We start from the raw sequence: 25824 nt of genomic DNA on the forward strand, positions 1-25824 counted from the left end.
GGTCAGATCGTACGGACGCCGGGCACGGGACCACGCGCCTGCACGACGTCGGAGCACAGACCCGTCCCGGCGAGCGCCGTGGCGATGTCCGTGGCGTGCGGCTCGTCCTCGGCCAGGAACAGGCACGTGGGACCGGACCCGGAGACGATCGCACCGAGCGCACCGACCTCCGCACCCATGTCCAGGGTGTCCTGCAGCTCGGGCCGCAGCGAGAGCGCCGCCTCGGCGAGGTCGTTGGACAGCGCGGCGCCGAGCTGCTCGGGGTCACCCGAGCGCATCGCGGCCATCAGGGTGTCGGGCACGACGGGCTCGGGGAGCCGCCGGCTCGCCGTCAGCCGGTCGAACTCCGCGTACACGGCGGCGGTGGACAGTCCCTCGTGGGCGACGGCCACCACCCAGTGGTAGGACCCGCGAGCGAGCACCGGTGTCACCCGCTCACCGCGTCCGGCGCCGACGGCGTTGCCGCCGTGCAGCAGGAACGGGACGTCGCTGCCGAGCTGCGCCGCGAGGGGCTCGAGCTCCGCACGCGTCAGGCCGGTGCCCCACAGCTCGTTGCAGGCGACGAGGGCCGCGGCCGCGTCCGACGAGCCTCCGGCCATGCCCCCGGCGACGGGGATCTCCTTGCGGATGGCGAGGGCCACGCCTGCCGAGACGCCCGTGTGCTCCTGCAGCAGCAGTGCCGCCCGGACGGCGATGTTGTCGATGCCGACGGGGACGTCGGGGTGCTCCTCGGCGAGCGAGTGGGTCACGACCGAGAACTCGTCGGGCGCCTGGAGGGTCGCGCGGACCTCGTCGTACAGGTCGATCGCCTGGTAGACCGTGGCGAGCGGGTGGAAGCCGTCGCGTCGCACCGGACCGACCCCGAGACAGAGGTTGATCTTGGCCGGAGATCGGACGGCGACGGAGGGCACCGCTCCAACCTAACGGCGATGCCGACCGAGCACAGGACGGGTCACCTCGCGACGGAGGGCAGCGCCTGCGCGATCCGCGCGAACGCCGCGACGTCGAGCTGCTCGCCGCGCGTCGTCGGGTCGACGCCCGCGAGCTCCAGCACCTGCGACGCCGCAGCCGAGGAGCCCGCGAGTCCCGCGAGTGCCGACCGCAGCATCTTGCGGCGCTGCGCGAAGGCGGCGTCGATCACCGCGAACGTTCGACGGCGCAGGTCGTCGTCGCCGGGCTCGGCCCGCCGCACCAGCGAGACGAGGGCGGAGTCGACGTTGGGCGCCGGCCAGAACACCGTGCGCCCGATCGAACCGGCCAGGGACACCTCGGCGTACCACGCGGCCTTGACGCTCGGGACGCCGTACGTCCGCGACCCCGGCGGTGCGGCCAGGCGGTGGGCCACCTCGGCCTGCACCATGACCAGCACCCGCTCGATCGTCGCGAACCGCTCGAGGAAGGTCAGCAGGACCGGCACGGAGACGTTGTAGGGCAGGTTCGCCACGAGGATCGTCGGAGGCGGACCTGGGAGGTCGCGCACCGTCAGCGCGTCGGCGTGCACCAGCCGGAAGCGCTCGACGTGGCCGGGAGCCCGGTCGGCGACGGTCGCCGGGAGCCACTCGGCGAGCGTGTCGTCGACCTCGACGGCCGTCACGGATCGCGCCGCCTCGAGCAGCGCCAGCGTCAACGACCCCAGTCCGGGACCGACCTCGACCACGACGTCGTCGGGTCGCACGTCCGCGGTGCGCACGATGCGGCGGACCGTGTTCGCGTCGACGACGAAGTTCTGGCCGCGCTGCTTGGTCGGGCGCAGCCCGATCCGGCCGGCCAGGGCACGGACGTCGGCCGCGCCCAACAGGCTCACCGGATCGCTCACGCGGACCATCGTCCCGCACCCCGGGCACGCCTCGGCCCGGGCCCCCTGGTGGGGACCCGGGCCGGAGACGGGCCGGTCAGCGCAGGCCGAGCTTGGCCGAGCAGGCGGGCCACTGGCCCCAGCCGGCGCGCTCCTGCAGCATCTGCGCGTACTTGATCTGCACCTCACGGGGCTGCTCGTGCGGCAGGCCCGGGGCGCCGAGGCTGCTCCACGTCTGCGCGCTGAACTGCACGCCGCCGTAGTAGCCGTTGCCGGTGTTGGCGGCCCAGTTGCCGCCGGACTCGCACTGCGCCAGGCGGTCCCAGACGCTGCCGTCGGCGACCGAGGGTGCGGACTCCGCGGCGGCTGCGGCCGGCGCGGTGCCCCGGCGCACGATGCGGGCCTCGCTCTTCTGGACGGTGTCGGAGACGATCACCAGGCGGTGGGTCTCCTTGCCGTCGACCTTCGTGACCAGAGCGGTCTGCTTGACGATGCCCGGCCTGCCCTCCTCGATGACCTCGGTCTCGCCCTCGGGCAGGGAGTCGTCGTCGCGGTACTCGACCTTGGGCTTGGTCTGCAACTCGTCCTCGTCGTGGACGTACTCGACGTTCTTGACGCGGATGGTCTGGCCCTCGGAGACCCAGGCGTGGTGGCCGCCGTCGATCCGGTCGCCCTCGCCGAGGGTGATGCCGGCCTCCTCGACGACCTGCGCGGCCGTGGGGGCCTCGGTGGTGAGGGTGGTGGTGTCGTCGCCGGAGACGACCTTGACCTTCTTCGGGTGGCTGACGACGACCGCGTCGCCGGCGTCGGCGAGCAGCTCGTCCTCGCTGCCGGAGACGTACGCGTCGGCGCCGGGCTCGATGCCTGCGGCCTCGAGCGCCTCCCCGACCGTGGCGGCCGGGATGGTCTCGCGGGTGACCTCGCCGTCGACGGCGAAGGTGATCGCCTTGTCGTAGCGGACGGCGATGGTGTCGCCGTCGGAGACCGGCTCGGTGGGCTCGGCGCTGACCGCGTCGGCCGCCTCGACGTCCACGTCACGGGACTCCAGGATCGAGCCGACCGAGCCGCCGAACGTGCGAACGGTCTCGGTCTCGCCGTCGACGTCGACGGTGACGGTCTTGCTGAACGCGCCGTAGGCGGCGACGCCGCTGCCGAGGACCATCAGGACGGCCAGGTTGAGCGCGATGACGAGCTTGCGACTGATGCGGCCGGAGGCGTCCACGGGGGCGCTGCCGGCGGAATGTCGGGGGTGGTGCACGAAGGACCTCGTGGGTCGGGGACACGGGACAACGCTCCACCATGGAGGCAGGCCGTGGGTCAGGTCAAGGGGCCGGTTCCCAAGAACCTCCGAAGGCCCGGTCGGTGTTTGCCTCGATGTGCTGACACAGCTCGGTCAGCGAAATCCCCAGGAAATCAGCCATGAATCGCACCGTGTGCGGGACGAGGAAGGACGCGTTCGGCTTCCCGCGGTGCGGCATCGGTGTGAGAAAGGGCGCATCGGTCTCGACGAGGATCCTGTCGAGGGGCGTGACGGCGAGGGCCTCGCGCAGCGGCTCGGCGTTCTTGAACGTGACCGTTCCGGCGAAGGAGAGGTGGGCGCCGCGCTCCAGGCACTCGCGCGCGAAGCCCGCGTCGCCGGAGAAGCAGTGCAGGACGGTCCGCTCGGGCACACCCTCGTCGTCCAGCAGGCGCAGGACGTCGTCGTGGGCGTCGCGGTCGTGGATGACGAGGGTGCGGTCGTGACGGTGCGCCATCCGGATGTGCTCACTGAAGCTGTGGTGCTGCGCCTCCCGACCGTCCGGGCCGGTGCGGAAGTAGTCGAGGCCCGTCTCGCCGATCGCACGGACGTGCTCGGACCGGGCGAGCGTCTCGATGTCGGCGAGTGCCGACTCCAGGGTCCCGGCCTCGGCGAGTCCGGGCGCCTCGTTGGGGTGCAGCGCGACGGCGGCGACGATCGAGGGGTGCTCGGCGGCCGTCCGCTCGGCCCAGCGCGAACCCTCCACGTCGCACCCGACCTGGACGATGCGCGTCACGCCGACCGCAGCCGCTCGCGCGATCGCGTCGTCGACGTCGATGAGCAGGCCCCCACGGATCCGGTGGTCCAGGTGGCAGTGGTTGTCGACCACGGGCGACGGCAGCGGCTCCGGTGCCTCCGGCCACGGCCACTCGGCCCCGATAGCCGGTTCCTCTGGCGTCGAGGCGTCAGGCATCGGCGTCCTCGATGCGCGGGAACAGGCTGGGGACCTTGGTGATCGTCGAGCCCGGCGGCAGCTGGCCCCACGTGGCGACGTCGCCGACGCGCTGGTCGGCCAGGGCGCCGAGGCTCGGCTCGGCACCCAGGGACTCCCACAGGGACGCGCACGCCTTGGGCATGACGGGATTCAGCAGCACGGCGAGCACCCGCAGACCCTCGGCGGCGGTGGCCAGGATCGTCGCGAGACGCTGGGCGGCCCGCTCGTCGGCGTCGGCGCTCTTCGCGACGGTCCACGGCGCCTGCTCGGTCAGGTAGAGGTTGAGTCCGTCGACGATGCGCCACACCTGCGCCATCGCCTCCTGCGGCGCGAGCGCGTCGATCGCGGCGTCCGCGGCAGCGACAGCCTCGGCGACGAGCCCCTGCAGGGCCTGCTCGGCGTCGCTCAGGGCGCCGGCGGCCGGGAGCTCGCCGCCGAAGTACTTGCCGATCATCGCCGCCGTGCGCGAGGCCAGGTTGCCGAAGCCGTTGGCGAGCTCGGCGTGGTAGCGGGCCCGGATGTCCTCCCACGAGATGGAGCCGTCGGCGCCGAAGGTCAGGGCCCGGGTGAAGTAGTAGCGGTAGGCGTCGGAGCCGAAGACGCCCGTGATCTCGTCCGGACGGATGCCGTTCGCCTTGGACTTGGACATCTTCTGCCCTCCCACGAGCAGCCAGCCGTGGGCGAAGACGCGGTGCGGGACCGGGCGACCGGCCGCCATCAGCATCGCCGGCCAGATGACGGCGTGGAAGCGGGCGATGTCCTTGCCGACGATGTGCACGTCGGCCGGCCACAGCCGCTCGAACTGCTCCTCGTCGACGCCGTAGCCGGCGGCCGTGACGTAGTTCAGCAGCGCCTCGATCCACACGTACATGACGTGGCTCTCGTCCCACGGGACGGGGATGCCCCAGTCGAACGTGGAGCGGCTGATGGAGAGGTCCTTCAGGCCGCGCTCCACGAAGGAGACGATCTCGTTGCGCGCGGACGCGGGCTGGATGAAGTCGGGACGCTCGCGGTAGAGCTCGAGCAGGCGGTCGGCGTAGCGGCTCAGCGGAAAGAAGTAGTTCTCCTCGGTCACCCACTCCAGCCGGGACCCGTCGAGGGCGGAGACCTTGTGCCCCTCGTCGTCGCCCTCGCCGTCGAGGACGTCGTCCTCACCCACGAACTCCTCCGACCCCACGGAGTACCAGCCGGAGAACGAGCCCTTGTAGACCTCTCCGCGCTCGTTCAGGTCGGTCCAGAAGGCCTGGGCGCCGACCTCGTGGCGGGCGTCGGTGGTGCGGATGAAGTCGTCGTTGGCGATGTCGAGCGTCTGCAGCATGGGCCGCCACTCGCTCTCCACGAGCCGGTCGGTCCACTCCTTGGGCGTGACGCCGTTCTGCTGCGCCTTGCGCAGCACCTTCTGGCCGTGCTCGTCGGTGCCGGTCAGGTACCAGACGTCCTCGCCGCGCTGGCGATGCCACCGGGTGAGGACGTCGCCCATGACGGTCGTGTACCCGTGCCCGATGTGGGGCGCGTCGTTGACGTAGAAGATGGGCGTGGTGACGTAGAAGGACACCCCCTGATCCTAGTGACGACGCCGGCACCCCGATCGGTGCCTCTGCAACCGATTGCGTCGGGCGTCGGCCGGATCGGTGCCTCACCAACCGTCTGGAGGGTCGTTCGGTTGCTCAAGCACCGACCAGCCAGGTACGGCCGGGGGGGGCGGCTGATCGGTGCCTCTGCAACCGATTGGCCGGCTGGGGCGTGGATCGGTGCCTGCCCAACCGTCTGAGTGCCCGGTCGGTTGCTCAGGCACCGATTGGCAGGTGCCGTGGTAGACGCGTCCTGCTCAGGAGTGCGCAGCCTCGTAGACGACGCGCTTGCGCAGACCGGTCTCGGCGACGACCTGGGCGATGGCGTCCTTGCGGCTCGCACCCTCGGCCTCCACCGCCCGGACCCTGGCACGGATGGCGTCGGCGTCGAGCTCGACGGCGGGGTCCTCGGCCCCCGCGACGACGAGCGTCACCTCGCCCCGGACGCCGTGCTCCTGCGCATCGACCCAGTCGACCAGTGCGGCGAGCCCGTCGCGGACGACCTCCTCGTACGTCTTGGTGAGCTCGCGACACAGTGCTGCCGGTCGGTCGTGACCGAGGACCTGCGCCATCGCCGCCAACGTCGTCCGGGTGCGGTGGGGCGACTCGAAGAACACCATGGTGCGACGTTCGTCGGCGAGCGACTGCAGGGCCCGCAACCGTTCGCCCTGCTTGCGGGGGACGAACCCCTCGAAGGTGAACCGGTCGACCGGCAGCCCGGACAGGGCGAGGGCGGTGAGCACCGCGGAGGGTCCCGGCACGGCCGTCACGACGACCCCGGCAGCGAGGGCGGCGTCGACCAGCCGGTAACCGGGGTCGGAGACGCTCGGCATCCCGGCGTCGGTCACGAGCAGCACGTCGTCGCCGTCGACCAGCGCAGCGACGAGCTCGGGAGTGCGCTCGCGCTCGTTGCCCTCGAAGTAGGACACGATCCGGCCGGTGACCTGGACGTCGAGGTCGGCGGCGAGGCGCTTGAGCCGCCGGGTGTCCTCCGCCGCCACGACGGGCGCCGAGCCGAGCAGCTCGCGCAAGCGGGGCGAGGCGTCGTCCGCCCGCCCGATCGGGGTCCCGGCGAGGATGAGCACCCGGCCATCGTCGCACCCGCACGGAGACTCCTGATCGGTGCCTGAGCAACCGAAAGAGCCGGAGGTCTCCCGATCGGTGCTCGAGCAACCCGATGACGGCCCAGAACGTTGCGCAAGCACCGATCACCGCTCCCTGTCCACAGACCGCCCCTCGTCTGGACGCCATCCCCAGGTGACGAACGCAGCACTTCACGTTCGACGGCAGAGCCGATGCGATGAGGCATGCGCACTCCACGAGCCATTCCGGATGAGCTGCTGACAGGGCCGTTCCATCGTCGTCGAGCTCTGGAGCTCGGCGTGACCTCGCGCATGCTGCAGCACCCGCGATTCGTCCCCGTCCTCCCGTCGGTCTACCGCCACGAGACACACGAGCTGACGCCCCCCGACTGGGTCCGTGCGGCCGAGCTCACGCTGCCGCCGGACGCCGTCGTCAGCCACCAGACCCGCTTCGTCCGGCTCGGTCTGGTGCAGGGGGACCTCTTCCCGCTGCACTTCACGGTCGGACGCGACCTCCACCTGCCGGACCTTCCGCGCATCTTCCTGCATCGCACGCTGCGCATGCCGCGATGCACCGACGCAGGAGTCCAGCTCGCCACCGCTCTCATCGGCACGGCGGCCGAGCTGCCACTCATCGACGTCGTGTGCGCTGGCGACTGGTTGCTCCATCGTGGCCTGCTGCGCCTCGACAGCCTCCGCCGGACGCTGGTCCTGGAGCACTGGCGGCCCGGAGCACCGGCGGCTCGACAGGCCGCCGACCTGTTGCGTTCTTGCTCTCGCAGCCCGATGGAGTCCCAGGTGCGATGCCTGCTCGTCGCCGCCGGTCTGCCGGAGCCCGAGTCGAACGCCGACGTGGTGGATGCCGACGGGCAGTTCCTGGCGTGCGCCGACCTCTACTACCGGTGGCTTCGACTCCTCATCGAGTACGAGGGGCGACAGCATGCCCTCGACGCGGCACAGTTCCAGCGCGACATCCTCCGGTACGCCCGCTTGCGCGATCAGGGGTACGCATACGTGCAGGTGACCCAGGCGATGGCGGCGTCGCCTCGGGTTCTCGTCGAGACGATCCACCGATCGATGAGAGCTGCCGGCTACGACGGGCCGGCGCCACGGTTCGGATCCGCATGGGCCGCCATGCTGACCGCCCCTGCTCCCTGGCAGCACCACCCTCGACGCTCTCGAGGTGCCGCTTGAGGGCTCGGGGAAGGCGCCCACCAGAAGGTGCCTCAGGAACCTGAAGACCGCCGAGACGGTTGTCCAGGCACCGATCAGGCTCGTCCGCCCCCATTCGGTTGCGCAGGCACCGATCAGCGGATCCGTCGCCGGGGCGGGTGGCAGGATGGCGCCGTGACGGCGAGTCGGCGGGCGTGGGGGTGGATCGCACCGGGAGCGGTCGCCGTCGTCGCCCTCGTCCTGCGCGTGTGGGACCTCGGGCACCCGCGACGGCTCATGTTCGACGAGACGTACTACGCCAAGGACGCCTGGTCGCTGCTCGGTGCCGGGTACGTCCGCGAGTTCGTCGAGGACGCCAACGAGCGGATCGAGCGCGGCGACCTCACCGGTCTCATGGAGGCGACGCCCGCGCAGATCGCCCACCCCGAGGTCGGCAAGTGGATGATCGCGGCGGGCCAACAGGTGTTCGGGATGACGCCGTTCGGGTGGCGTATCGCTGCCGCGGTCGTCGGCGCCCTCACGGTGCTGGTCCTCGCCCGGATGGTCCTGCGCCTGACCGACTCGATCCTCGTCGCCACGCTCGGCGGTGCCCTGCTGACGTTCGACGGACTGCACCTCGTGCTGTCCCGCAGCGCCCTGCTCGACGTGTTCCTCACCTTCTGGGTGGTGTGCGCGGTCGCCTGCCTCGTCGCCGACCGCGACTGGATCACGCGACGCCTTCCGGCGTACCGCGCGCTCCGTCCGTGGCAGCTCGCTGCGGGCGTCTGCTTCGGCTTGGCCTGCGGCACCAAGTGGAGTGGCCTGTACGTCCTCGCGGCGTTCGGCGTGCTCGTCGTGGCCTGGGAGGTCCTCGTCCGACGCCGGCTCCGACGCGCGTCCGGACGTGGCGACACCGTGGTCCTGACGACCCTGCGGGTCGGCGTCCCGGCCTTCGCCTCGCTCGTGCTGGTCGCCCTCGTCGTCTACGTGCTGTCGTGGTCCGGCGTCCTGTGGCACCACGAGCTCTACGCCCAACGGTTCGGAGCGGGCGAGGAGCCGTGGGGCGACTGGGTCGCCGAGCCGAGCAGCGGTCCGCTCGGCTCCACGCTCGACGCCCTGCGGACCCTGTGGCACTACCACGTGCTGACGTGGGAGTTCCACACCGGCGACTACCTCGCGGAGGCCACCCACCCCTACTCCTCGCACCCGTGGGGCTGGCTCGTCCTCGAACGCCCGGTGGCCTTCGACGCGGTCAACGACGTGGCGGCCGCCGAGTGCGGCGCCGCCGCGGACTCCTCCTGCCTGCGCGTGGTCCTGGGGCTCGGCAACCCGGTCGTCTGGTGGACGGGCGTCCTCGCGCTGCTCGCCGCTCCCCTGCTCTGGTGGTGGACGCGCGACGCGCGGTGGAGCATCCCCCTGGTGGCCGTCGCCGCGTCCTGGGTGCCGTGGTTCATCGGTACCGGTCGCCCGATCTTCCAGTTCTACGCCGTGGTCGTCCTGCCGTTCGTGATCGTCGCCGTCTGTCTGGTGATCGACGAGGCGAGCCGGCGCGCCCGGTCGCCGCGCGCCCGCTACGCCGTCTGGAGCCTCACCGGGATCCTCGTCGTGCTGACGGTCGCGGCGTTCGCGTGGTTCCACCCCGTCCTGACCGGCGAGCTCCTGAGCCGCGAGGACTGGATGGCGCGCATGTGGTGGCCCACCTGGATCTGAGTGCTAGCCGGTGGTCTTGCCGGCCAGCGCCAGCCGAAGGATCCAGGCGATGTCGTCGGCAGCCTGTGCTGCCGGCTTCGACGGTCGGGTGATGAACGACAGCACGAGCCGCACGACGACCTCGACCGCCACCTCGAGCTCGGCGTCGTCGAACGGCAGGGGCGAGAAGTTCTCCACCAGTGCCTCCTTGACGACGACCGAGGCGACCTCGACGATCTCGCCGGACTCGGTGGTGAGGATCGCGAGGAGGTCGCCGTCCTGCTCCCCGGGCACCGACGTGACGATCGTGCGCACGATGACGCTCTGCTCGCCGAGCTGGAGCACGCCCTCGCACGCGGACCGGACCGCGGCGACGAGGTCGGGCTCGGCGGCGACGCGTTCGCGGACGAGGTCGAGGAATCGGCCGAGCTCGCGCAGGGCGAGGTCCTGCGCCAGCGCGTGCTTCGTGCCGAGCTCGTTGTGGACCGTCTGCCGGCTCACCCCGGCCAGACGCGCGATGCGGGCCATCGTGATCGACGCCCAGCCGTCGGTCTCGACGAGGTGCTGAGCCGCGTCCAGGAGACGGTCGCGGGTCGAGGGCACGACCGAACGGTACTCCAGCGCCACGACTCAGCCCTGCACGGCGGCCAGCGCCTCGGCGAGGTCCGTGCCGTCGTCGGCGAGGACCTCGGGCTGCGGACGCGCCCGGTCGGCGATCCAGGCGCGGGCGGTGCGGATCTCGCGGGGCCGGCCGACACCGACCGCCGCCCGCAGGACGCCGTCAGCGAGGAAGAAGGCGGTGAAGTCGTCGTCCGCGAGCGCTCCGCGCACGACCATGTCGTGCTCACCCTGCGGCCACCCCGTGACCTGGATGGTGTGTCCGTACTGGTCGGACCAGGCCCAGGGCACCTCGTGGAAGCCCGGAGCGTCTCCGGCGACCGCACGGCCGACCGCGGTCCCGTGGTTCTGCGCGTTCTGCCAGTGCTCGACGCGGTGGTCCGCGCCCAGGACGTGGTTGGGCATGCGAGCGACGTCGCCGGCGGCCCAGAGGCCGTCGACGTCGGTGCGTCCGGTGGCGTCGACGACGATCCCCCCACCCTGCGACGCGGGTGCGACGGTGGCGCCGGCGTCCCGGGCGAGCTCGACGTTCGGCTCCATGCCGACGGCGAGCACGACGCAGGTGCCGCGGAAGGTCCTGCCGTCGTCGGCGGTCACCAGGACATCGTCGGCGTCATCGGCGATCGCGACGACGCGCACACCGGTGTGCAGGTCGGTGCCGGCCCGTTCGTGCAGGCTGCTGCACCAGCGCCCCAGCTCCGGCGGCAGCACACGCGGCATGGGCAGGGAGTCGGTCTCCAGGACCGTGGCGGCGGCACCGGCGGCGCGGGCGTTCGCGGCGATCTCCGAGCCGATGAGTCCGGCACCGACGACCACCACGTGGGCGTCGGGCGCCAGCACGCCGCGCAGCGCGGCGGCGTCGCCGACCTCGCGCAGGGTGTGCACCCGAGTGGACTCGGAGGCGATGGTGCGAGGACGACCGCCGGTGGCGAGCACCAGGTCGGAGTACTCCCACTGGTCTCCGCCGACGGCGTGGACCTGTCGGGCCTGCGGGTCGACGCGCTCGACGCGGGTGCCGACGTGCAGGTCGACACTCTGGTCGTCGTACCACTGCGGCTTCTTGATGCGGATGTCGTCGGCGGTCTTGTCCCCGCGGACGACCTCCTTGGAGACCGGGGGCCTGCGGTAGGGCAGCTCGTCCTCGGCCCCGAGCAGGACGATCTCGCCCTCGTAGCCGGCGGCGCGGGCACCCGCGGCGACGCTGACGCCGGCGATGCCGGCCCCCACGACGACGAGCCGTTCGATCACCGGCTCAGACCTCGACCATCGTGAAGTCGGCCTTGGCCGCTCCGCAGTCGGGGCAGGTCCAGTCGTCGGGGATGTCCTCCCACTTCGTGCCGGGCGGGAAGCCCTCCTCCTCCCAGCCCTGCGCCTCGTCGTACACGAAACCGCACTGCTGGCACTCCCACGTCTTCACTGTGCTTCCTTCCCGCCCAGGGCCGGGGACCCCGGCCGGAGATCCGCCTGGCCCGAGGCCGCCATGCGGGTCTCCGCGCTGATGATGTTGCCGTCCTGGTCGTTGCCGGTGAACTCCTCGGCCGGCACGAAGTCGACCTGCTCGCGCACGCCGCAGTCCGGGCACGTCCAGTCCGGGTCGATGTCGGCGAAGGGCGTGCCGGGCGGCCAGCCCTCGCGGGGGTCGCCCTTGTCCTCGGCGTAGACGTACTCGCAGTTGGGGCAGATGTACTCGGCCATCAGGCGACCTCCTTGCTCGTCCCGGTGCTCGAGACGGTGCTGGCACCGTACGACGCGAGGTACTTCCTCGCCGTCCGGGGATGGAGGTTGGCGCGCTCGACGTCGCCGTCGTAGTGGGCGAGGACGCGCTCGTCCATGACCGAGCGCCAGATCTGCGGCACCCAGGACAGCACGATCATCCCGGCGTACCCGGTGGGCAGGACCGGCGCCTCCTTGAAGTCGCGCAGCGCCTGGTAGCGACGGGTGGGGTTGGCGTGGTGGTCGCTGTGGCGCTGCAGGTGGTAGAGCAGCACGTTGGTGCCGATGTTGTTGCTGTTCCAGCTGTGCGAGGGGTTGACCCGCTCGTACCGGCCGGACTCCAGCTTCTGGCGCTTCATGCCGTAGTGCTCGAGGTAGTTGACGCTCTCGAGCAGCCAGATGCCGAGGACGGCCTGGATGACGAGGTAGGGGAAGATCTGCCAGCCGAAGGCGATCATGACGCCGCCCCACAGCACGACGCTGAAGGCCCACGCGTTGATGACGTCGTTCTTCAGGCTGTACGGGCTCTTGCCGAGGCGGGCGAAGCGCTTCTTCTCCAGCGACCAGGCGCTCTTGAGGCTGCCCCAGACGGTGCGGGGCATGAACTCCCAGACGGTCTCGCCGAGGCGGGCGCTCGCGGGATCCTCGGGGGTGGCGACGCGCACGTGGTGGCCGCGGTTGTGCTCGATGTAGAAGTGGCCGTAGAAGGTCTGGGCGAGGGCGATGCGGGCGAACCAGCGCTCGTGCTCCTCCTTCTTGTGACCGAGCTCGTGGGCGGTGTTGATGCCGATGCCGGCGACCATGCCCAGGCCGGTGGCCAGGCCGATCTTCTCGATGACGCTGAGCGGGTCGGCGATGCCGGGCATCGTGCCGCCCCCGAGCAGGTAGGCACCCCAGATGAACCCGGCGAGCTGCGCGGGGATGAAGGCGTAGGTGACCCAGCGGTAGTAGCGGTCCTCCTCGAGGGCCTCGATGAGCTCGTCCGGCGGGTTGTTGCGGTCGAGGCCGGCGATCATGTCGGCGACGGGGATGACGGCGAACACGAAGAAGGGTCCGAAGAACCACCACACGCTCCATCCGGTGGCAGCGTAGGCGCCCCACATCACGGCCGGGATCAACGGGATGATCGCTCCCATGATCCACAGGTAGCGCTTGTGGTCGGTCCACTCGACGGTCCTGCCGTCGACGGTCGCCTGGACGGTCATGTCTCCTCCTGGGGTCGGGCAGTGGCGCGGGTCACTTGACAACACAATAGGTAGTGTCAAGTGACTTGACAACCCCTCGAAGGATGTCAAGTGACCCAGGTCATGCCCGAGGCCCCTGGGCGCCTGACGAGCCGCCCCCCTCCGAGGAGGGGGACGGCCCGCTGAGGCCCGGGCCACGGCCACAGGGAGCGCGGACCCGGGGTTCGGTCGACCCGCCGAGTCGGGCCGAGGTCTTCAGTTGGAGGTCAGTTGATGGCGTACGCGTAGACGACGGCAGGCCCCATCACGATCGCGAAGAGCACGGGCAGGATGCAGGTCATCAGCGGGATCAAGATCTTCACCGGCACCTGCTGCGCCTTCGCCTCGGCCCGCATGCGCCGGCCGAGGCGCATCTCCTTGGCCTGGCTGCGCACCACCGACGCGATCGACACGCCGAACTCCTCGGCCTGCAGGACCGCCCGGCAGAAGCCGCGCAGCTCATCGACGCTGGTGCGCTCGGCGAGCGCGGTGTAGGCCTCCTTGCGGCTCAGGCCGAGGCTCATGTCCTGCATCAGCCGCACGAACTCCTCCGCCAACGGCCCGGTACCCCGTTCCGCCGCACGCGCCAGGGCGGCCTCGAAGCCCACGCCGGCCTCGAGGGAGATGACGATCTGGTCGAGCAGGTCGGGCAGGGCCTTCTGGATCTCCGCCTGCCGCTTGACCGCGCGGTTGTAGACGAGCAGGTCCGGCACGAAGTAGCCGAGCGGCACGATCGCGAGGGCGAAGAGGGTCAGCGCGATGCCGTCGCTGCCGCTGAGGACGACGCTGGCGAACAGGATCGCGAAGACGGCGCCGAGCGGCTTGGCGAGAACCACCCGCTCGCGCGTCCACCCCTCGGGGTGGCCGGCCAGCACGAGGTTGCGCTGGAGCCGCACGAGCGCGGCACTCGGGGTGAACCGTTCCCAGAAGTCGGCGCGCGAGGCGTCGACGCGGACGGTCGGAGCGGCGCCGGCCTGCTCGGGGCGGTGCGTCATGCCCTGGACCCGTCGGCGCACGGTGCCGTTCGGCAGGCCGACGACGCCGAGGGCGACGAGGCCCAGCAGGAGTGCCGCGAGGACGAGGACGACGGCGAGCAGCAGCATCTCAGAACTCGATCCGCACGATGGAGCGCATCCAGAAGCCACCGGCGACGTACAGCAGGGCGCTGACGAGGATGATCAGCTTCCCGATGCCGGAGCCGACGAAGATCCCCATCCGGTCCGCGGCGACGAAGGAGTAGTAGACCCCGATCCCGACGGGCAGCGCCATCAGGATGGCCGCGGACAACCGGCCCTCCGCCGACAGCGCCATGACCTGCATGCGGACGTGCTGGCGCTCGCGGATCGTCTCGGCCACCTGGTCGAGGATCTCGTTGAGGTTGCCGCCGGTCTCGCGCTGGGCGTCGATCGCCTGGGCGATCCAGCGGAAGTCCAGCGAGTCCATGCGCTCGGCCACCCGCTCCATCGCCGGCACGAGGTCACGGCCGATGCGGTACTCCGTCACCACCTTGGCGAGCTCCTCCGCCATGGGCGAGTCGGCGTCGCGCGCGGCGGCGTCCATGGCCTTCGGCAGGCTGTGCCCGGCGCGCAGCGACGACGCCAGCATCGCCAGCAGCGGCGCGAGCTGGCCGGCGAACCGCTTGCGGCGGCGCGAGATCTTGATCCGCACCACGACCTTGGCGAGGACCGGGACCAGGGCCGCGAGCAGGAACGAGACCACCCACCGGCCGGTCACCAGGGCGAGCAGTGCGAAGGTGGCCGCGGCGATCGCCGTGACGCCGACGAACAACGAGGCCACCGACGACCGGATGCCGGCCAGCTCGAGCTCCTCGGCGCGGAACGGCCGCCACCCGCGGCGGCTGAGCACCTGGTCCACGTGGGCGACGGTGTCGTCCACCGCACGTCGCACCAGCGGGCGTCGCTCGACGACGGCGTAGGCGTCGACGCGGGAACGGTCGACGCGACCCGCGGGCACCCCGGCGAGCGCGAACCACCCGCACGCCACCGCGGCGAGGATGAGCACGATCCCGACGGCGAGCACGCTCACCACCCCCGGCCCTGGCGCACCAGGTTGTCGAGGTCGAAGGTGATGCCCTGGTCGGCGAAGCGCTCGCTGAAGCGGGGTCGGATGCCGGTCGGCACCGCCGTCCCACGGAAGCGGCCGTGCTCGTCGACGCCGGCGCCGAAGTCGAAGGTGAAGATGTCCTGCAGCACGATCGTGTCGCCCTCCATCCCCATCACCTCGGTGACGTTCACGATGCGCCGCGACCCGTCGCGCAGTCGCGCGATCTGGACGATCAGGTCGACGGCGCTGGCGGCCTGCTCGCGGATGGCGCGCAGCGGCAGGTCCATGCCCGCCATGAGCACGAGGGTCTCCAGGCGGGACATGCAGTCGCGTGGGCTGTTCGCGTGCAGCGTGCTGATGGACCCGTCGTGGCCGGTGTTCATCGCCTGCAGCATGTCGAGCGCCTCACCGCTGCGGCACTCCCCCACCACGATGCGGTCCGGCCGCATGCGCAGCGAGTTGCGCACGAGGTCGCGAATGGTCACCTGGCCGGACCCCTCGATGTTCGGAGGCCGGGACTCGAGCCGGATCACGTGGGGCTGCTGGAGGTTGAGCTCGACGGCGTCCTCGATGGTCACGATCCGCTCGTCGGAGGGGATGAAGCGGCTCAGCACGTTCAGCATCGTCGTCTTGCCGGTACCGGTGCCGCCGCTGACGAGGATGTTGAGCCGGGCCTGGACGCACGCGTCGAGCAGGTGCGCCATCTGCTCGGTCATCGTGCCGAAGCCGATCAGGTCGGTGACCGTGAACGGGCGCCTGCTGAACTTGCGGATCGTCAGCGAGGAGCCGTCGACGGCGAGCGGCGGGATGACGGCGTTCACCCGCGACCCGTCGGGCAGGCGCGCGTCGACGAGGGGCGACGACTCGTCGACGCGTCGACCGACGCGGTTGACGATGCGGTCGATGACGCGGCGCAGGTGCTCCTCGGAGGTGAAGCGTGCGGTGGACAGCGTGAGCCGGCCGGCGCGCTCGACGTAGACCTGGTCGTAGCGGTTGACCATGATCTCGGTGATCTCGTCCTCGGCCAGCATGCGCTCGAGCGGGCCGAGCCCGAGGGCGTCGGCCTCGACGTCGCGCAGCAGCCGGCGACGCTCGTCGGCGGAGAGCAGCAGCTGCTGGTCCGCGTCGACGAGCGCGGCGAGCTCCTCGCGGACGAAGGCGTGCAACTGGTCCTCGGTCAGGCTGGGGTCGTTGATGCGCGAGCCGATGCGGTCGAAGAGCGCCTCGCTGGCGCGGGCCTTCATCGCGGCGTACGCGTCGCCGACGGCCGTGCCGGCCTCGACGTCGACGAGGTCCTCGACCCCGGTCGGCTCGGTGAAGGAGTTGGCCTCGCGGACGGTGGCGAGGCGGTCGCTCAGGCTCATGCCACCTCCAGCCGCTTGTGCCCGGCCTTGCCCTCGACCGCCCGCGCCCGCTCGACGATCCGCTGCGCGAGCGACTTGACGCTCTTGACGAACCCGCCGGAGCGGGCGCTGAGCATCAGCGGGACCCCCTTGTTGGTCGCGGCCGGCACGTCCTTCGAGCGCGGCAGCACGAAGTCCACCGGGACGCCGAGCACGGCCTCCACGTCCTTGACGCGCAGGCCGTTCTGCTTGTCGGCGAAGTTCAGCACCACGTGGCGCGAGCCGGGCATGAGCCCGAGCTCGGTCAGGAGCTCGACCTCCTTGCGGACACCGCGCAGGCAGGCGATGTCCATCGTCGAGACCACGATGGCGTCGTCGCTGACCTCGAGGGCCCCGAGAGTGCCCTCGTCGATCCCTGCGGCGGTGTCCACGAGGACGTACCGGAACTGTCCGCTCAGCTGGCGGATGAGGGCCGCGACGTCGTCGGACGTGACGCGGTCGTTGGCGGCCGGGGAGTCCGCGCCGCAGAGCACGAAGAAGCCGGCCGGGTGGGCCGTCAGGTAGGTCTTGAGCAGCAGGTTGTCCTGCAGGCCGGACGTGAAGGCGTCCTCGACGGTGTGCGTGGGCGTGAGGTCCAGCACGGTCGAGACGTCGCCGAACTGCAGGTCGAGGTCGACGAGGACCACCTCCATCGGCGACTGCTGCGCGAGCGCCACGGCGAGGTTCGTCGAGAGGCTGGTCTTGCCGACACCGCCCTTGGGCGAGAGCACCGCCATGACCCGCGAGGTGAAGTCTCTCGGCACGGGCGGTCCGACCGTCGGCCCGGGACTGCTGTCGCCGGAGCTGATGGCCGCGGCGCGTGCGTCGAGGCGGTCGCGCAGCCCGGCCAGCAGGACGGGGTCCTCGACCGTCGGGCCGACGTCGCGGAACCCCGAGCGCATCGCGGTGAGCATGACGTCCTGCACCGACGGCGCGACGAGCACGAGCTCGACGTCGGGGCGCAGGGCGGCGACCTCCCGCGCGAGGGCGAGGGCGTTCTCCAGCGGGATCTGGTCGGTCAGCACCATCGCCTCGGGGATGGTGGCCGGGTCGAGGCCGCGAAGGAAGGTGCGCGGGTCGCCTTGCACGACCTCGGCCCCCATCGCGAAGACGTGGTGCCCGATGTAGCCCTGGACGCGGCCGGCGAGCCCGTCGTCGCCACCGAGGATCAGGACGGTGCTCATGGCGCGACGTCCTCGAGTCGCACGGTGCCGCCGCCGGAGGTGTCGGTGGCGTCGTTCTGCTTGGTCAGCCAGACGGTGCCGAACTCCATCGCGTGGACGATCTGCTGGGCGTCGCGGGTGCGGACGGCGAAGGTCACGAGCGCGCCGGCCGAGCCCTCCTCGGCGACCTCGTTGCCGGCGCTGATCTCCAGGACGAGCAGCTCGTTGATGGGGTTGGACGTCACTTGGCCGTCGCCGTAGCTGGTGAAGACGCCCACCTGGTCGCCGGCGACCAGGTCGCCGCCCACGAGCCGTGCGCCCGACAGCGGGACCACGAGCTCCTGCATGCCCTCGGGCAGCGCGGCGTCGGCCTTGACGTCCTCGGCGGGCGCGAACTTCGCGACCGTCAGCTGGTCGCCCGGGACGAGCACGCCGACGGTGACGAGACCCTCGACCTCGGCGAGGTCGGTGATCGCGCCCTCCACGACGGCGGCGCGCGGCAGCTCGACGGTCTCGACGGACTCGGCGAGGGTGGCGGCGGCGGTCTTGGTGGGCACCTCGGCGGTGACCCGCAGGACGGGCACCAGCTCGGTGCCCTCGAACGCCCGGTTCTCCGCGCCCTGGGCGTAGGCGTAGACGGCGGCGAAGCCGAGGCCCGCGAGGACCAGGGCACCGATGAGCGCCAGGAGTTGCTTGTTCACGATGGTGCTCCCTGTGCGTCGTGAAGTGGTCCCGTGGGAGACCGGAGGCGGCCGGCGGGCCCGCCCGAGCGGGTCCCACCGGCTCACCGGGGAAGTCCGGCCCGCCCCCTCCCTCGAGGGCGGGTCGTGTGGACCAGGAGCGAGAGCCTCAGTTCCCTCGAGCCGGGTCCGGGTGTCGTGCGCGCTTCATTCGGAGCCCGAGCTCCGGTGGAGCGGTCAGGCCGGGGCCGTGCCGCCGAGCTGCGTAAGGACGGTGGTGAAACCGGCCCTGATCTGAGTGCCGAGCAGCGCGACGATAGCCACGATGACGGCGGCGATCAGCGCCACGAGCAGGCCGTACTCGACGGCCGTCGCACCCTTCTCGTCCTTCTTCGGGGCGTTGATGACGCTGGTCATGTACGCCAGTGCGAAGGTCAGCTTGTCCATGATGGTTCTCCCTCAATCTTTCGTTCCGCCCTGTGGCGGAGCTCCCAGATGAGAATGTAGACCCGGTGAGACTGAACTCACACCCCGTCCCGGGCACAAAGTCCCAAAATGACACCGAAGGACCAGTAACCTCCGCCCGACTCGCTCGTTGTTCCTAGTCCGCCATGGCCCGCTGGGACCATCTCACGGGCCCTCCCACGGGCCGGGGTCCCGGTGCCGGGTCAGTCGATCCGGGTCGCCGCGACGAGGATCAGCCGCGTCTGGGAGATGCAGGTCTGCAGCACGACGTCGGCCTCAGGGCGCAGGTCGGTGACCCTCGCCTGGCGCCGCGCGTGCTCGTCGACGACGTCCACGCGGTACAGCCCGTCGTCCACCCCGTCACCGTCGAGGGCGACGACGTCGCCGGCACCGAGGTCCGGGATCCAGTCCGCGCCGCCGCAGTAGTCGTGCTCGGCGACGAGCAGCGGACGGCCCTGCACCTCGACGTCGATCGCGACGGGTCCGTCGCACGCGTCGAGCGGCGGACCGTACGTGGCCAACGTGGCAGCAGCGGCCATCGTCCGCGAGACGGTCGGCTCCGGGAGGTCCTCGGTCGGCGCCGCCTCGATGCCGTCGAGCGTCGCCGAGCCGAAGCTCGAGTCGTTCGGCGCGGGGTCGCTGCAGCCCCCCACGAGCAGGCCCAGGCCGGCGGCGAGGGCGAGCATCGGGAGGCGACGGCGCATGGCTCTCCTCGATCGTGGGGCGGGCGGTGGTCCGGCGACGGCCTCGCAGACCGGCCGCCGCGCGGTCCCGGGGGCTACAGTTGCGGCGTGACCGATCAGCTCGACCACCTCGACCCTACGCCGGAGACCGCGGCGCGTCCCGTCGCGCCCACCCCCGGCGAGGGCATCCTCGTCGGCGTCCTCGCCGCGGTCGGCCTGCTGGCAGCCGGCATCCTGACGTACGACAAGGTCGAGTCGCTCAAGGCCCAGGCGGCCGGGGAGTCGTTCACCGCCTCGTGCGACGTCAACGCGTTCGTCGCGTGCTCGGGCGTCTTCAACACCCCGCAGGCGGAGGTCTTCGGCTTCCCCAACCCGCTCATCGGGATCGCCGGGTTCGCGGTCGTGCTCACGCTCGGCGTCCTCGTCGCCGCGCGCGTGGCGCTGCCCCGCTTCGTCGTCGGCGGCCTGTTCGCCGGGGCCGTCTTCGGCATCGGGTTCGTCACGTGGCTGCAGTACCAGAGCTTCTACGAGATCGGCCGGCTGTGCCCGTACTGCATGGTCGTGTGGGCGGTGATGATCCCGCTGTTCGTCGTCATCACCCGCTGGTTCGCCCAGCAGGTCGCCCCCGGCGGCGCCGTCCACCGCTTCCTGTCCGACTGGAGCCTGCTCGTCGTCCTGCTCTGGTACGTCGCCGTCGGCGCGGCCATCTGGTTCCAGTTCGGCACGACCCTCTGGGCCTGAGCCCCCCCTCGCCGGCGCTGACCCGTGCCCCAGCGGACCGCCCTGGACCTACGGCGCTCGCCACGACCCGACCGGCGCCGTCCCCTGACGACGCCCCGGAGCGACGAGACCGCCCCGTCCGAGCCGTGACGGCCGGACGAGGCGGTGCGGGTGGAGCATAGGAGATTCGAACTCCTGACCTCTTCGATGCGAACGAAGCGCGCTACCAACTGCGCCAATGCCCCTCTGACGTGCAGATTACCACCGCGATGCGGCCGACCCTCGGGCGGTCACTCGCCGGAGGCGCGACGCTGCTCGTCGTCCGCGGCGGAGCGGCCGGGGAGCTCGACGTCCTCGCCCTCGACGTGCCCGGAGGTCCAGGTGGCCGGGGCGTCGAAGTCGATGGTGCGCACGGTGCGTCCCACACGCGGCTTGGTGACGTAGGTGGGCAGCGTGACCGGCAGCGGGTCCCACAGCGCCTCGCCGGCGGTGGAGACCGACGGCACGGCGATGACGATCTGGTCGTCGAGGGAGTCCTCGGCGAGCGGCGCCTGCTCCATGACGTGACGGCGGTCCGGCTCGACGTCGTCGAGCTCGACGATGACGGTGTCCTCCTCGACGGCGGCACCGCGCGCCCGCTGGGCCTTCGCGGCGCGGGCAGGACGGCTGCCTCTCGAGGGGAGGGAGACGGACCCGAGGCCGCGCTCGGCGCGGACCTGGACGCGGCACGCCACGAGCCACGCGGCGACGAGCGCGACCGGGGCCGCCACCCACCAGGGGCCGATCACCGAGAAGGCGGCGAGGCCACCGACCACGACGAGCCCGGCGAGCAGGGTCAGGAGCGTTCGACGGCGTCGGCGGGCCGCGATGATCGCTGCCTGCCGCGTGACCGCCGGAACGGGCCTGCGGTCCTTCTCCTGCGCCCGCTCGGTCCTTCGGGGCTGCTCGGGCTCGGGAGTGACGGAGCGGGAGGAGGTCGTGTCATCGGTGGAGTCACCGGCGGGATCATCGGCGTGTTCACCGGACTCCGGCGCGCGCCGACCGATGACGCGGCTGCGGCTGCTGAGGTTCTCCAGGGAGGTGGAGGCGGTCGCGTCGTCGTAGCGACGCAGCACCAGCGGCACGAAGTAGGCAGCCCAGATCGCGACGACACCGGCCACGATCAGTCCGTTCGCTCCACCCATGGGACGACGGTAGGGCTCCAGGCGCTCCGAGCTCGGGAGGCGCGGCCGTGTGTCGCCGAACTTGTGTGACGGGTGTGACTCAGGAGGTCTCGAGGACGCGCGCCAGGAGTCGGCCGGGGCGATCGTCGGCGACCACCTGGAAGACCCGGTGGTCGCACCAGCGGCCGGCGATGTGCAGGTACTCCCGCGCCAGGCCGACCTCCTCGAGCCCGAGCTTGGCCACGACCCGCAGGCTCGCGACGTTCTCGGGCCGCACGGCCACCTCGAGGCGGTGCAGGTCCATGACGTCGAGCAGGTGGTCGGCGACGAGCGCCACGGCCGTGGGCGTGATGCCTCGACCGGCGTGGCCCGGACCGATCCAGTAGCCGAGGCTCGCCGATTGCGCCGACCCGCCGGTCACAGCGTTGACCGTCACCTGGCCCACCATCTGTCCCTCGACCTCGATCGCGAAGGCGTAGCCCGCGCCCGCCCGTGCCCGGCGGCGCAGGATCCGCACCATCTGCCCGTAGGACGCCGGCGGGACACCGGCCCCCGGCGGGAGGGTGGCCTCCCACGGCGCCAGCCAGTCGGCGCCGTCGCGGCGGAGTCGTTGCCAGGTGGCGGCGTCGGAGCGTCGCAGCGGCCGCACCGTCACCTCGCCGTGGCGCAGGGTGACCGGCCAGCCGCGGGTCAGCTCGCCCCCTCGGGCCGGTGGTCCCCGCCGTGGAGCTGGTCGACGGCGTGCGGGACGAGGTCCGCGAGCACCGCGATGCCGTCCTTCACGCCACCGCGCGAGCCGGGCAGGTTGACGACGAGGGCCGAACCGGCGACGCCCGCGAGTCCGCGCGAGAGGGCGGCCGTCGGCACGCCCTTGGCGACGCCGGCCGCGCGGAGGGTCTCGGCGACCCCGGGGAGCTCGCGGTCGAGGAGGGGGCGCGTGACCTCCGGCGTGCGGTCGGTGGGGTTGATGCCGGTCCCGCCGGTGGTCAGCACGACGTCGACGCCCGACGCGACGGCCCGCGAGATCGCCTCGGCGACCGGCTCGCCGTCGGGCACCACGACGGGCTCGGCCGTCTCGAAGCCCCACGCCCGCAGCGCGTCGACGAGCAACGGTCCGGTGGTGTCGGCGTAGACCCCGTGAGCGGCGCGGTTGGAGGCGACCACGACCGCACCGCGCCGGCTCACGAGCGGCTCCAGTCGCCGCTGCGCCCGCCGGACTTGGCGACCACCTCGACGTCGGTGATGCGCGCGGCCTTGTCGACGGCCTTGATCATGTCGACGACGGTGAGGGCCGCGACGGTGACGCTCGTGAGCGCCTCCATCTCCACGCCGGTGCGGTCGGTGGTGCGGACCGTGGCCTCGACCACCACGGCGGCGTCCTCGAGGGTGAGGTCGACCTCGACACCGCTGATCGCGAGCGGGTGGCACAGGGGCACGAGGTCGGGGGTGCGCTTGGCGGCCATGATGCCCGCCACCCGCGCGACCCCGAGCGCGTCGCCCTTGGGCACGCCGTCGCCCCGCAGCAGGTCGACCACCTCCGCAGTGGTCTCGACCCGCCCCCGCGCCGTGGCGGAGCGGGCCGTCACGGCCTTCTCGCCGACGTCGACCATGCGCGCGGCGCCGGAGTCGTCGACGTGGGTGAGCCGCTCGCCGCTCGGCCGTCCGTCCAGGCTCTCGGGCATCAGAACGGCCGGTCGAGCACGAGGACGCGGACGGTGTCGCCGAGGTTCAGGGCGGTCTCGTCCTCGCCGACGATGATCAACGCGTTCGACTCCACGAGCGAGCCCAGCAGGTGCGACCCGGGCCCGCCGACGGGCGTGACCTTCGCTCCCTTGTGGGTGACCTCGAAGTAGCCACGGACGTACTGGCGCTTGCCCAGCGGCGACGAGACGTCGGCGGCCAGCACCGCGTGGACCATGGGCCGGCGGTAGGGCACGAGCCCCATCATCCGTCGGATGGCGGGCAGGACGAAGACCTCGAACGAGACGTACGCCGAGACCGGGTTGCCCGGCAGGGTGATGATCGGCGTCTGCTCGTCCATGACCCGCCCGAAGCCCTGGGGGCGTCCGGGCTGCATCGCGACCTTGGGGAAGGAGACGGTGCCCAGGGCCGACAGCGTCTCCTTGACGACGTCCTTCTCCCCCTCGCTGATCCCGCCGCTCGTCACGACGAGGTCGGCGCGCACGAGCTGGTCGGCCAGCACCCGGCGGAAGGTCCGTGGGTCGTCGCTGACGGCGCCGACCCGGTAGGCGATCGCCCCGGCGGCGCGGACGGCCGCCGCGAGCATGTAGCTGTTGCCGTCGTTGATGGAGTCGTGGTCGAGGTGCTCACCCGGGGTGCGCAGCTCCGCGCCCGTGGAGAGCACCACCACGCGCGGCCGAGGGCGGGCCGTGACCCGGCCTGCTCCGAGGGAGGCCAGCAGGGCGACCTCGCGCGGGCCGATGACCGTGCCGGCGGGGATGACCGAGTCACCGGCGGCGACGTCCTCACCGCGGCGTCGGACGTAGGTGCCGTGCGCAAGGGCCGCGCGGATGGCGACCCGCGCGTTGCCGCGGTCGGTCTGCTCGAACGGGACGACGGTGTCGGCACCACGGGGCAGGGCGGCGCCGGTCATGATCTTGACCGCCGTGCCCGCCGAGATGGCGAACGGCTTGCCGGAGCCGGCATGCACCTCGCCGACGACGGGCAGCGAGACCGGCTCGCGCTCGGAGGCACCGTCGATGTCGAGCGCCTTGACGGCGTACCCGTCCATGGCGGCGTTGTCGAAACGTGGCAGGTCCGACGGCGCCACGAAGTCCTCGTGCAGCGGCAGGCCGAGCGCCTCGACGACCGGTTGGTCGTACGGCGCGAGCGGCCCGACGCCCCGCAGGATCGACTCCAGGTGGTCCTCGACCGTCAGGATCCCCTCGGGGATGCTCTCGGGGCGGTGTCGCGGTCGCGGCCCCCTGCTCGAGGGGACGGCCCCGTCGCCGTTCGAGGGGGGTGTCCCGTCATCGGAGGCGGTGGGGGCCGACTCCGTGGGTCGGTCTTCGTCCGATGACATGAGATTCAGCCTAGCCGGGCCCCCGCCGGAACCTCCCGCACCGTGCCGTCGTCGTCGAGTCGCACGTCGCCGGTGACGACGACGTCGGGCCCGAAGCGCCAGTCGCCCTCGACGCGCAGGCTCGTCGCACCGACGAGGGACGGCACGTTCGCCAGGCGCGCCTCGAAGGCATCGATCCGCTTGTAGTGGCGCGGGTCGAGTCGCACGAGGGGCGGCTCGGTCCGGGCCCTCAGGCGGTGGTCGGGTCCGAGGTCGAAGACGTCGGAGCGCAGCACCAGGAGGTCGTCGGTGGTCTTGACCGGCAGGAAGCGCGAGCGGTCGACCTCGATCGCGGTGGCGCCGTCGAAGACCTCCACCGCCGCACCCATCGCGGACTCGATCTGGATGACGGGGGTGGAGTCGGGGTCGGCAGGGTCGACGGTCTTCTCGTTGCGGATCAGGGGCAGCCCGAGCACGCCGTCGCGCTCGGAGAGGGCCTCGCGCAGGCGGCGCAGGTCGAACCACAGGTTGTTGGTGTGGAAGTACGGGTGGCGGTGCAGGTCGGTCGCGGCCTCGACGTCCTCCGCGGCCGTCTGTGCGGACTCCCGCAGGACGAGCCGGCCGTCGCTGCGACGGACCACCAGGTGCCCGCCCTTGACGTCGGCGGGCGTTCGTCGGCACACCTCGGCGGCGTACGGGGCACCGCTCGCGGCGAACCACGCCATCATCGCGGGGTCGGGGGCGGCGCCGAGGTTGTCGGAGTTGGAGACGGTGGCGTAGCGCATCCCGGCATCGATGAGGGCATCGAGCGCACCGGAGGCCAGCAGGGCGGTGTAGAGGTCGCCGTGGCCGGGCGGGCACCACTCGAGGCTCGGGTCCTTCGGCCACGAGACCGGCGTGAGGTCGTCGGCACGCAGCTTGGGCTCGCGGTTCTGCACGAAGTCCAGCGGCAGCCCGCCCACCTGGAGCTGGTGGCGCTCGAGCGCGGCGAGCGACTCGTCGCGGGTGCGGAAGCTGTGCATGAATAGCAGGGGCAGCTCCACGCCGAGCTCGCGTCGGGTGTGGGCCACCTGGCCGGCGATGACGTCGAGGAAGGTGAGGTCGCCGCGCACGGGCAGCAGGCTCTTGGCGCGGTCCATGCCCATGGACGTCCCCAGCCCGCCGTTGAGCTTGATCACGGCCGTGACGGCGGCCGCGGCACGCTGCTCGTCCTCGCTGACGTGGAGGTCCCCGGCGCGGTCGACGTCGGTGAGCGGCTCGACGTCGGCCTCGCGCACCAGACCGGTGGCCCCACCCTCGAGCTGGGCGTGGAAGTCGCTGAAGACCTCGATCGCCGCGGGGTGCACCCCCGCCTCGCGCATCGTCTGCTGTGCCTGCTCCAGTGCGTCCACCGGCCTAATGTAGCCAC

Annotated in this window: 27 protein-coding genes and 1 tRNA gene; 3 read left to right on the plus strand and 25 right to left on the minus strand. The window is 71.8% G+C overall.

Annotated features, from left to right (window positions below; genetic code table 11):
* Positions 1–2: 2 nt before the first annotated feature.
* The 6 genes from ABD213_RS08450 to rsmI all read right to left on the minus strand — a co-directional run bounded on the left by ABD213_RS08450 (position 3) and on the right by rsmI (position 6682).
* Positions 3–911 carry a 4-(cytidine 5'-diphospho)-2-C-methyl-D-erythritol kinase gene (locus ABD213_RS08450; protein WP_344326916.1) on the minus strand — a complete coding sequence of 303 codons (909 nt, stop codon included), beginning with the start codon at positions 909–911 and terminating at the stop codon, positions 3–5.
* Between the two features lie 41 nt (positions 912–952).
* A complete protein-coding gene (rsmA, locus tag ABD213_RS08455; RefSeq protein ID WP_425546036.1) occupies positions 953–1825 on the minus strand; it encodes a 16S rRNA (adenine(1518)-N(6)/adenine(1519)-N(6))-dimethyltransferase RsmA in 873 nt (290 codons plus the stop codon).
* Positions 1826–1892: 67 nt separating this feature from the next.
* Positions 1893–3053 (minus strand): resuscitation-promoting factor, encoded by a 1161-nt coding sequence (locus tag ABD213_RS08460; protein WP_344326920.1) that lies wholly within the window; start codon positions 3051–3053, stop codon positions 1893–1895.
* Positions 3054–3117: 64 nt separating this feature from the next.
* A complete protein-coding gene (locus ABD213_RS08465; protein ID WP_344326921.1) occupies positions 3118–4005 on the minus strand; it encodes a TatD family hydrolase in 888 nt (295 codons plus the stop codon).
* The gene (gene metG, locus ABD213_RS08470; protein ID WP_344326924.1) at positions 3998–5581 is read right to left on the minus strand and encodes a methionine--tRNA ligase; all 1584 of its coding nucleotides are present in this window, start codon (positions 5579–5581) and stop codon (positions 3998–4000) included. The genes ABD213_RS08465 and metG overlap by 8 nt, the downstream gene beginning before the upstream one ends.
* Positions 5582–5854: 273 nt before the next feature.
* The gene (gene rsmI, locus ABD213_RS08475) at positions 5855–6682 is read right to left on the minus strand and encodes a 16S rRNA (cytidine(1402)-2'-O)-methyltransferase (RefSeq protein ID WP_344326926.1); all 828 of its coding nucleotides are present in this window, start codon (positions 6680–6682) and stop codon (positions 5855–5857) included.
* A 297-nt stretch (positions 6683–6979) separates the two neighbouring features.
* Here rsmI and ABD213_RS08480 point away from each other — a divergent pair, with 297 nt between their 5' ends.
* Complete coding sequence (locus ABD213_RS08480) at positions 6980–7873, plus strand: hypothetical protein (protein WP_344326928.1); 894 nt, start codon at positions 6980–6982, stop codon at positions 7871–7873.
* A gap of 153 nt (positions 7874–8026) precedes the next feature.
* Positions 8027–9541, plus strand: coding sequence for a dolichyl-phosphate-mannose--protein mannosyltransferase (locus ABD213_RS08485; RefSeq protein WP_344326931.1), 1515 nt, complete (start codon positions 8027–8029; stop codon positions 9539–9541).
* Positions 9542–9544: 3 nt separating this feature from the next.
* Here the strand turns inward: ABD213_RS08485 and ABD213_RS08490 are convergent, their stop codons facing one another.
* The 12 genes from ABD213_RS08490 to ABD213_RS08545 form a co-directional block, all read right to left on the minus strand.
* Entirely contained in the window at positions 9545–10123 is a 579-nt protein-coding gene (locus tag ABD213_RS08490) for a TetR/AcrR family transcriptional regulator (protein ID WP_344326935.1), read from the minus strand.
* A gap of 27 nt (positions 10124–10150) precedes the next feature.
* Complete coding sequence (locus tag ABD213_RS08495) at positions 10151–11386, minus strand: NAD(P)/FAD-dependent oxidoreductase (RefSeq protein ID WP_344326938.1); 1236 nt, start codon at positions 11384–11386, stop codon at positions 10151–10153.
* A 4-nt stretch (positions 11387–11390) separates the two neighbouring features.
* Positions 11391–11555 (minus strand): rubredoxin, encoded by a 165-nt coding sequence (locus ABD213_RS08500; protein WP_344326940.1) that lies wholly within the window; start codon positions 11553–11555, stop codon positions 11391–11393.
* Positions 11552–11833: a rubredoxin gene (locus ABD213_RS08505; RefSeq protein ID WP_344326942.1), complete on the minus strand. Its 282-nt coding sequence runs from the start codon at positions 11831–11833 to the stop codon at positions 11552–11554. The genes ABD213_RS08500 and ABD213_RS08505 overlap by 4 nt, the downstream gene beginning before the upstream one ends.
* Complete coding sequence (locus ABD213_RS08510) at positions 11833–13056, minus strand: alkane 1-monooxygenase (RefSeq protein ID WP_344326945.1); 1224 nt, start codon at positions 13054–13056, stop codon at positions 11833–11835. Before ABD213_RS08510 ends, ABD213_RS08505 begins: the two co-directional genes overlap by 1 nt.
* Before the next feature lie 245 nt (positions 13057–13301).
* Positions 13302–14177 (minus strand): type II secretion system F family protein, encoded by an 876-nt coding sequence (locus tag ABD213_RS08515; RefSeq protein ID WP_344326947.1) that lies wholly within the window; start codon positions 14175–14177, stop codon positions 13302–13304.
* Position 14178: 1 nt separating this feature from the next.
* A complete protein-coding gene (locus ABD213_RS08520; RefSeq protein WP_344326949.1) occupies positions 14179–15120 on the minus strand; it encodes a type II secretion system F family protein in 942 nt (313 codons plus the stop codon).
* Entirely contained in the window at positions 15117–16502 is a 1386-nt protein-coding gene (locus ABD213_RS08525) for a TadA family conjugal transfer-associated ATPase (RefSeq protein WP_344326951.1), read from the minus strand. Before ABD213_RS08525 ends, ABD213_RS08520 begins: the two co-directional genes overlap by 4 nt.
* Positions 16499–17704, minus strand: a complete 1206-nt coding sequence (locus ABD213_RS08530; protein ID WP_344326953.1) for a CpaE/TadZ family protein — start codon at positions 17702–17704, stop codon at positions 16499–16501. The genes ABD213_RS08525 and ABD213_RS08530 overlap by 4 nt, the downstream gene beginning before the upstream one ends.
* Positions 17701–18384 carry a Flp pilus assembly protein CpaB gene (gene cpaB, locus ABD213_RS08535; RefSeq protein WP_344326955.1) on the minus strand — a complete coding sequence of 228 codons (684 nt, stop codon included), beginning with the start codon at positions 18382–18384 and terminating at the stop codon, positions 17701–17703. Before cpaB ends, ABD213_RS08530 begins: the two co-directional genes overlap by 4 nt.
* A gap of 216 nt (positions 18385–18600) precedes the next feature.
* Entirely contained in the window at positions 18601–18810 is a 210-nt protein-coding gene (locus tag ABD213_RS08540) for a Flp family type IVb pilin (RefSeq protein ID WP_344326958.1), read from the minus strand.
* 221 nt (positions 18811–19031) lie between these two features.
* Positions 19032–19532 carry a hypothetical protein gene (locus ABD213_RS08545; protein ID WP_344326960.1) on the minus strand — a complete coding sequence of 167 codons (501 nt, stop codon included), beginning with the start codon at positions 19530–19532 and terminating at the stop codon, positions 19032–19034.
* A gap of 87 nt (positions 19533–19619) precedes the next feature.
* Here ABD213_RS08545 and ABD213_RS08550 point away from each other — a divergent pair, with 87 nt between their 5' ends.
* Positions 19620–20252 carry a vitamin K epoxide reductase family protein gene (locus ABD213_RS08550; RefSeq protein WP_344326962.1) on the plus strand — a complete coding sequence of 211 codons (633 nt, stop codon included), beginning with the start codon at positions 19620–19622 and terminating at the stop codon, positions 20250–20252.
* Positions 20253–20403: 151 nt separating this feature from the next.
* Here the strand turns inward: ABD213_RS08550 and ABD213_RS08555 are convergent.
* The 7 genes from ABD213_RS08555 to ABD213_RS08585 all read right to left on the minus strand — a co-directional run bounded on the left by ABD213_RS08555 (position 20404) and on the right by ABD213_RS08585 (position 25777).
* Positions 20404–20476: transfer RNA gene (locus tag ABD213_RS08555), tRNA-Ala, on the minus strand.
* Positions 20477–20521: 45 nt separating this feature from the next.
* Entirely contained in the window at positions 20522–21415 is an 894-nt protein-coding gene (gene sepX / locus ABD213_RS08560) for a divisome protein SepX/GlpR (RefSeq protein ID WP_344326964.1), read from the minus strand.
* 79 nt (positions 21416–21494) lie between these two features.
* Positions 21495–22049 carry a GNAT family N-acetyltransferase gene (locus ABD213_RS08565; protein WP_344326966.1) on the minus strand — a complete coding sequence of 185 codons (555 nt, stop codon included), beginning with the start codon at positions 22047–22049 and terminating at the stop codon, positions 21495–21497.
* Positions 22050–22084: 35 nt separating this feature from the next.
* Positions 22085–22579 (minus strand): MogA/MoaB family molybdenum cofactor biosynthesis protein, encoded by a 495-nt coding sequence (locus tag ABD213_RS08570; RefSeq protein ID WP_344326968.1) that lies wholly within the window; start codon positions 22577–22579, stop codon positions 22085–22087.
* Positions 22576–23076: a cyclic pyranopterin monophosphate synthase MoaC gene (gene moaC, locus ABD213_RS08575; RefSeq protein WP_344326970.1), complete on the minus strand. Its 501-nt coding sequence runs from the start codon at positions 23074–23076 to the stop codon at positions 22576–22578. Before moaC ends, ABD213_RS08570 begins: the two co-directional genes overlap by 4 nt.
* Positions 23076–24437, minus strand: coding sequence for a molybdotransferase-like divisome protein Glp (gene glp / locus ABD213_RS08580; protein WP_344326972.1), 1362 nt, complete (start codon positions 24435–24437; stop codon positions 23076–23078). Before glp ends, moaC begins: the two co-directional genes overlap by 1 nt.
* Positions 24438–24442: 5 nt before the next feature.
* Positions 24443–25777: a UTP--glucose-1-phosphate uridylyltransferase gene (locus tag ABD213_RS08585; RefSeq protein ID WP_344327302.1), complete on the minus strand. Its 1335-nt coding sequence runs from the start codon at positions 25775–25777 to the stop codon at positions 24443–24445.
* Positions 25778–25824 lie beyond the last annotated feature (47 nt).

This window comes from Aeromicrobium halocynthiae, assembly GCF_039531385.1.
Classification (GTDB): domain Bacteria; phylum Actinomycetota; class Actinomycetes; order Propionibacteriales; family Nocardioidaceae; genus Aeromicrobium; species Aeromicrobium halocynthiae.

Excerpts from the sequence above, each read along its gene's own strand:
- ABD213_RS08510 (WP_344326945.1), bottom strand. The coding sequence starts at position 13,056 with ATGACCGTCCAGGCGACCGTCGACGGCAGGACCGTCGAGTGGACCGAC.
- ABD213_RS08585 (WP_344327302.1), bottom strand. The coding sequence starts at position 25,777 with ATGCGCGAGGCGGGGGTGCACCCCGCGGCGATCGAGGTCTTCAGCGAC.
- ABD213_RS08465 (WP_344326921.1), bottom strand. The coding sequence starts at position 4,005 with ATGCCTGACGCCTCGACGCCAGAGGAACCGGCTATCGGGGCCGAGTGG.
- ABD213_RS08530 (WP_344326953.1), bottom strand. The coding sequence starts at position 17,704 with ATGAGCACCGTCCTGATCCTCGGTGGCGACGACGGGCTCGCCGGCCGC.
- rsmA (WP_425546036.1), bottom strand. The coding sequence starts at position 1,825 with ATGGTCCGCGTGAGCGATCCGGTGAGCCTGTTGGGCGCGGCCGACGTC.
- ABD213_RS08540 (WP_344326958.1), bottom strand. The coding sequence starts at position 18,810 with ATGGACAAGCTGACCTTCGCACTGGCGTACATGACCAGCGTCATCAAC.
- ABD213_RS08505 (WP_344326942.1), bottom strand. The coding sequence starts at position 11,833 with ATGGCCGAGTACATCTGCCCCAACTGCGAGTACGTCTACGCCGAGGAC.
- glp (WP_344326972.1), bottom strand. The coding sequence starts at position 24,437 with ATGTCATCGGACGAAGACCGACCCACGGAGTCGGCCCCCACCGCCTCC.
- ABD213_RS08515 (WP_344326947.1), bottom strand. The coding sequence starts at position 14,177 with ATGCTGCTGCTCGCCGTCGTCCTCGTCCTCGCGGCACTCCTGCTGGGC.
- ABD213_RS08525 (WP_344326951.1), bottom strand. The coding sequence starts at position 16,502 with ATGAGCCTGAGCGACCGCCTCGCCACCGTCCGCGAGGCCAACTCCTTC.
- sepX (WP_344326964.1), bottom strand. The coding sequence starts at position 21,415 with ATGGGTGGAGCGAACGGACTGATCGTGGCCGGTGTCGTCGCGATCTGG.
- ABD213_RS08545 (WP_344326960.1), bottom strand. The coding sequence starts at position 19,532 with ATGCGCCGTCGCCTCCCGATGCTCGCCCTCGCCGCCGGCCTGGGCCTG.
- moaC (WP_344326970.1), bottom strand. The coding sequence starts at position 23,076 with ATGCCCGAGAGCCTGGACGGACGGCCGAGCGGCGAGCGGCTCACCCAC.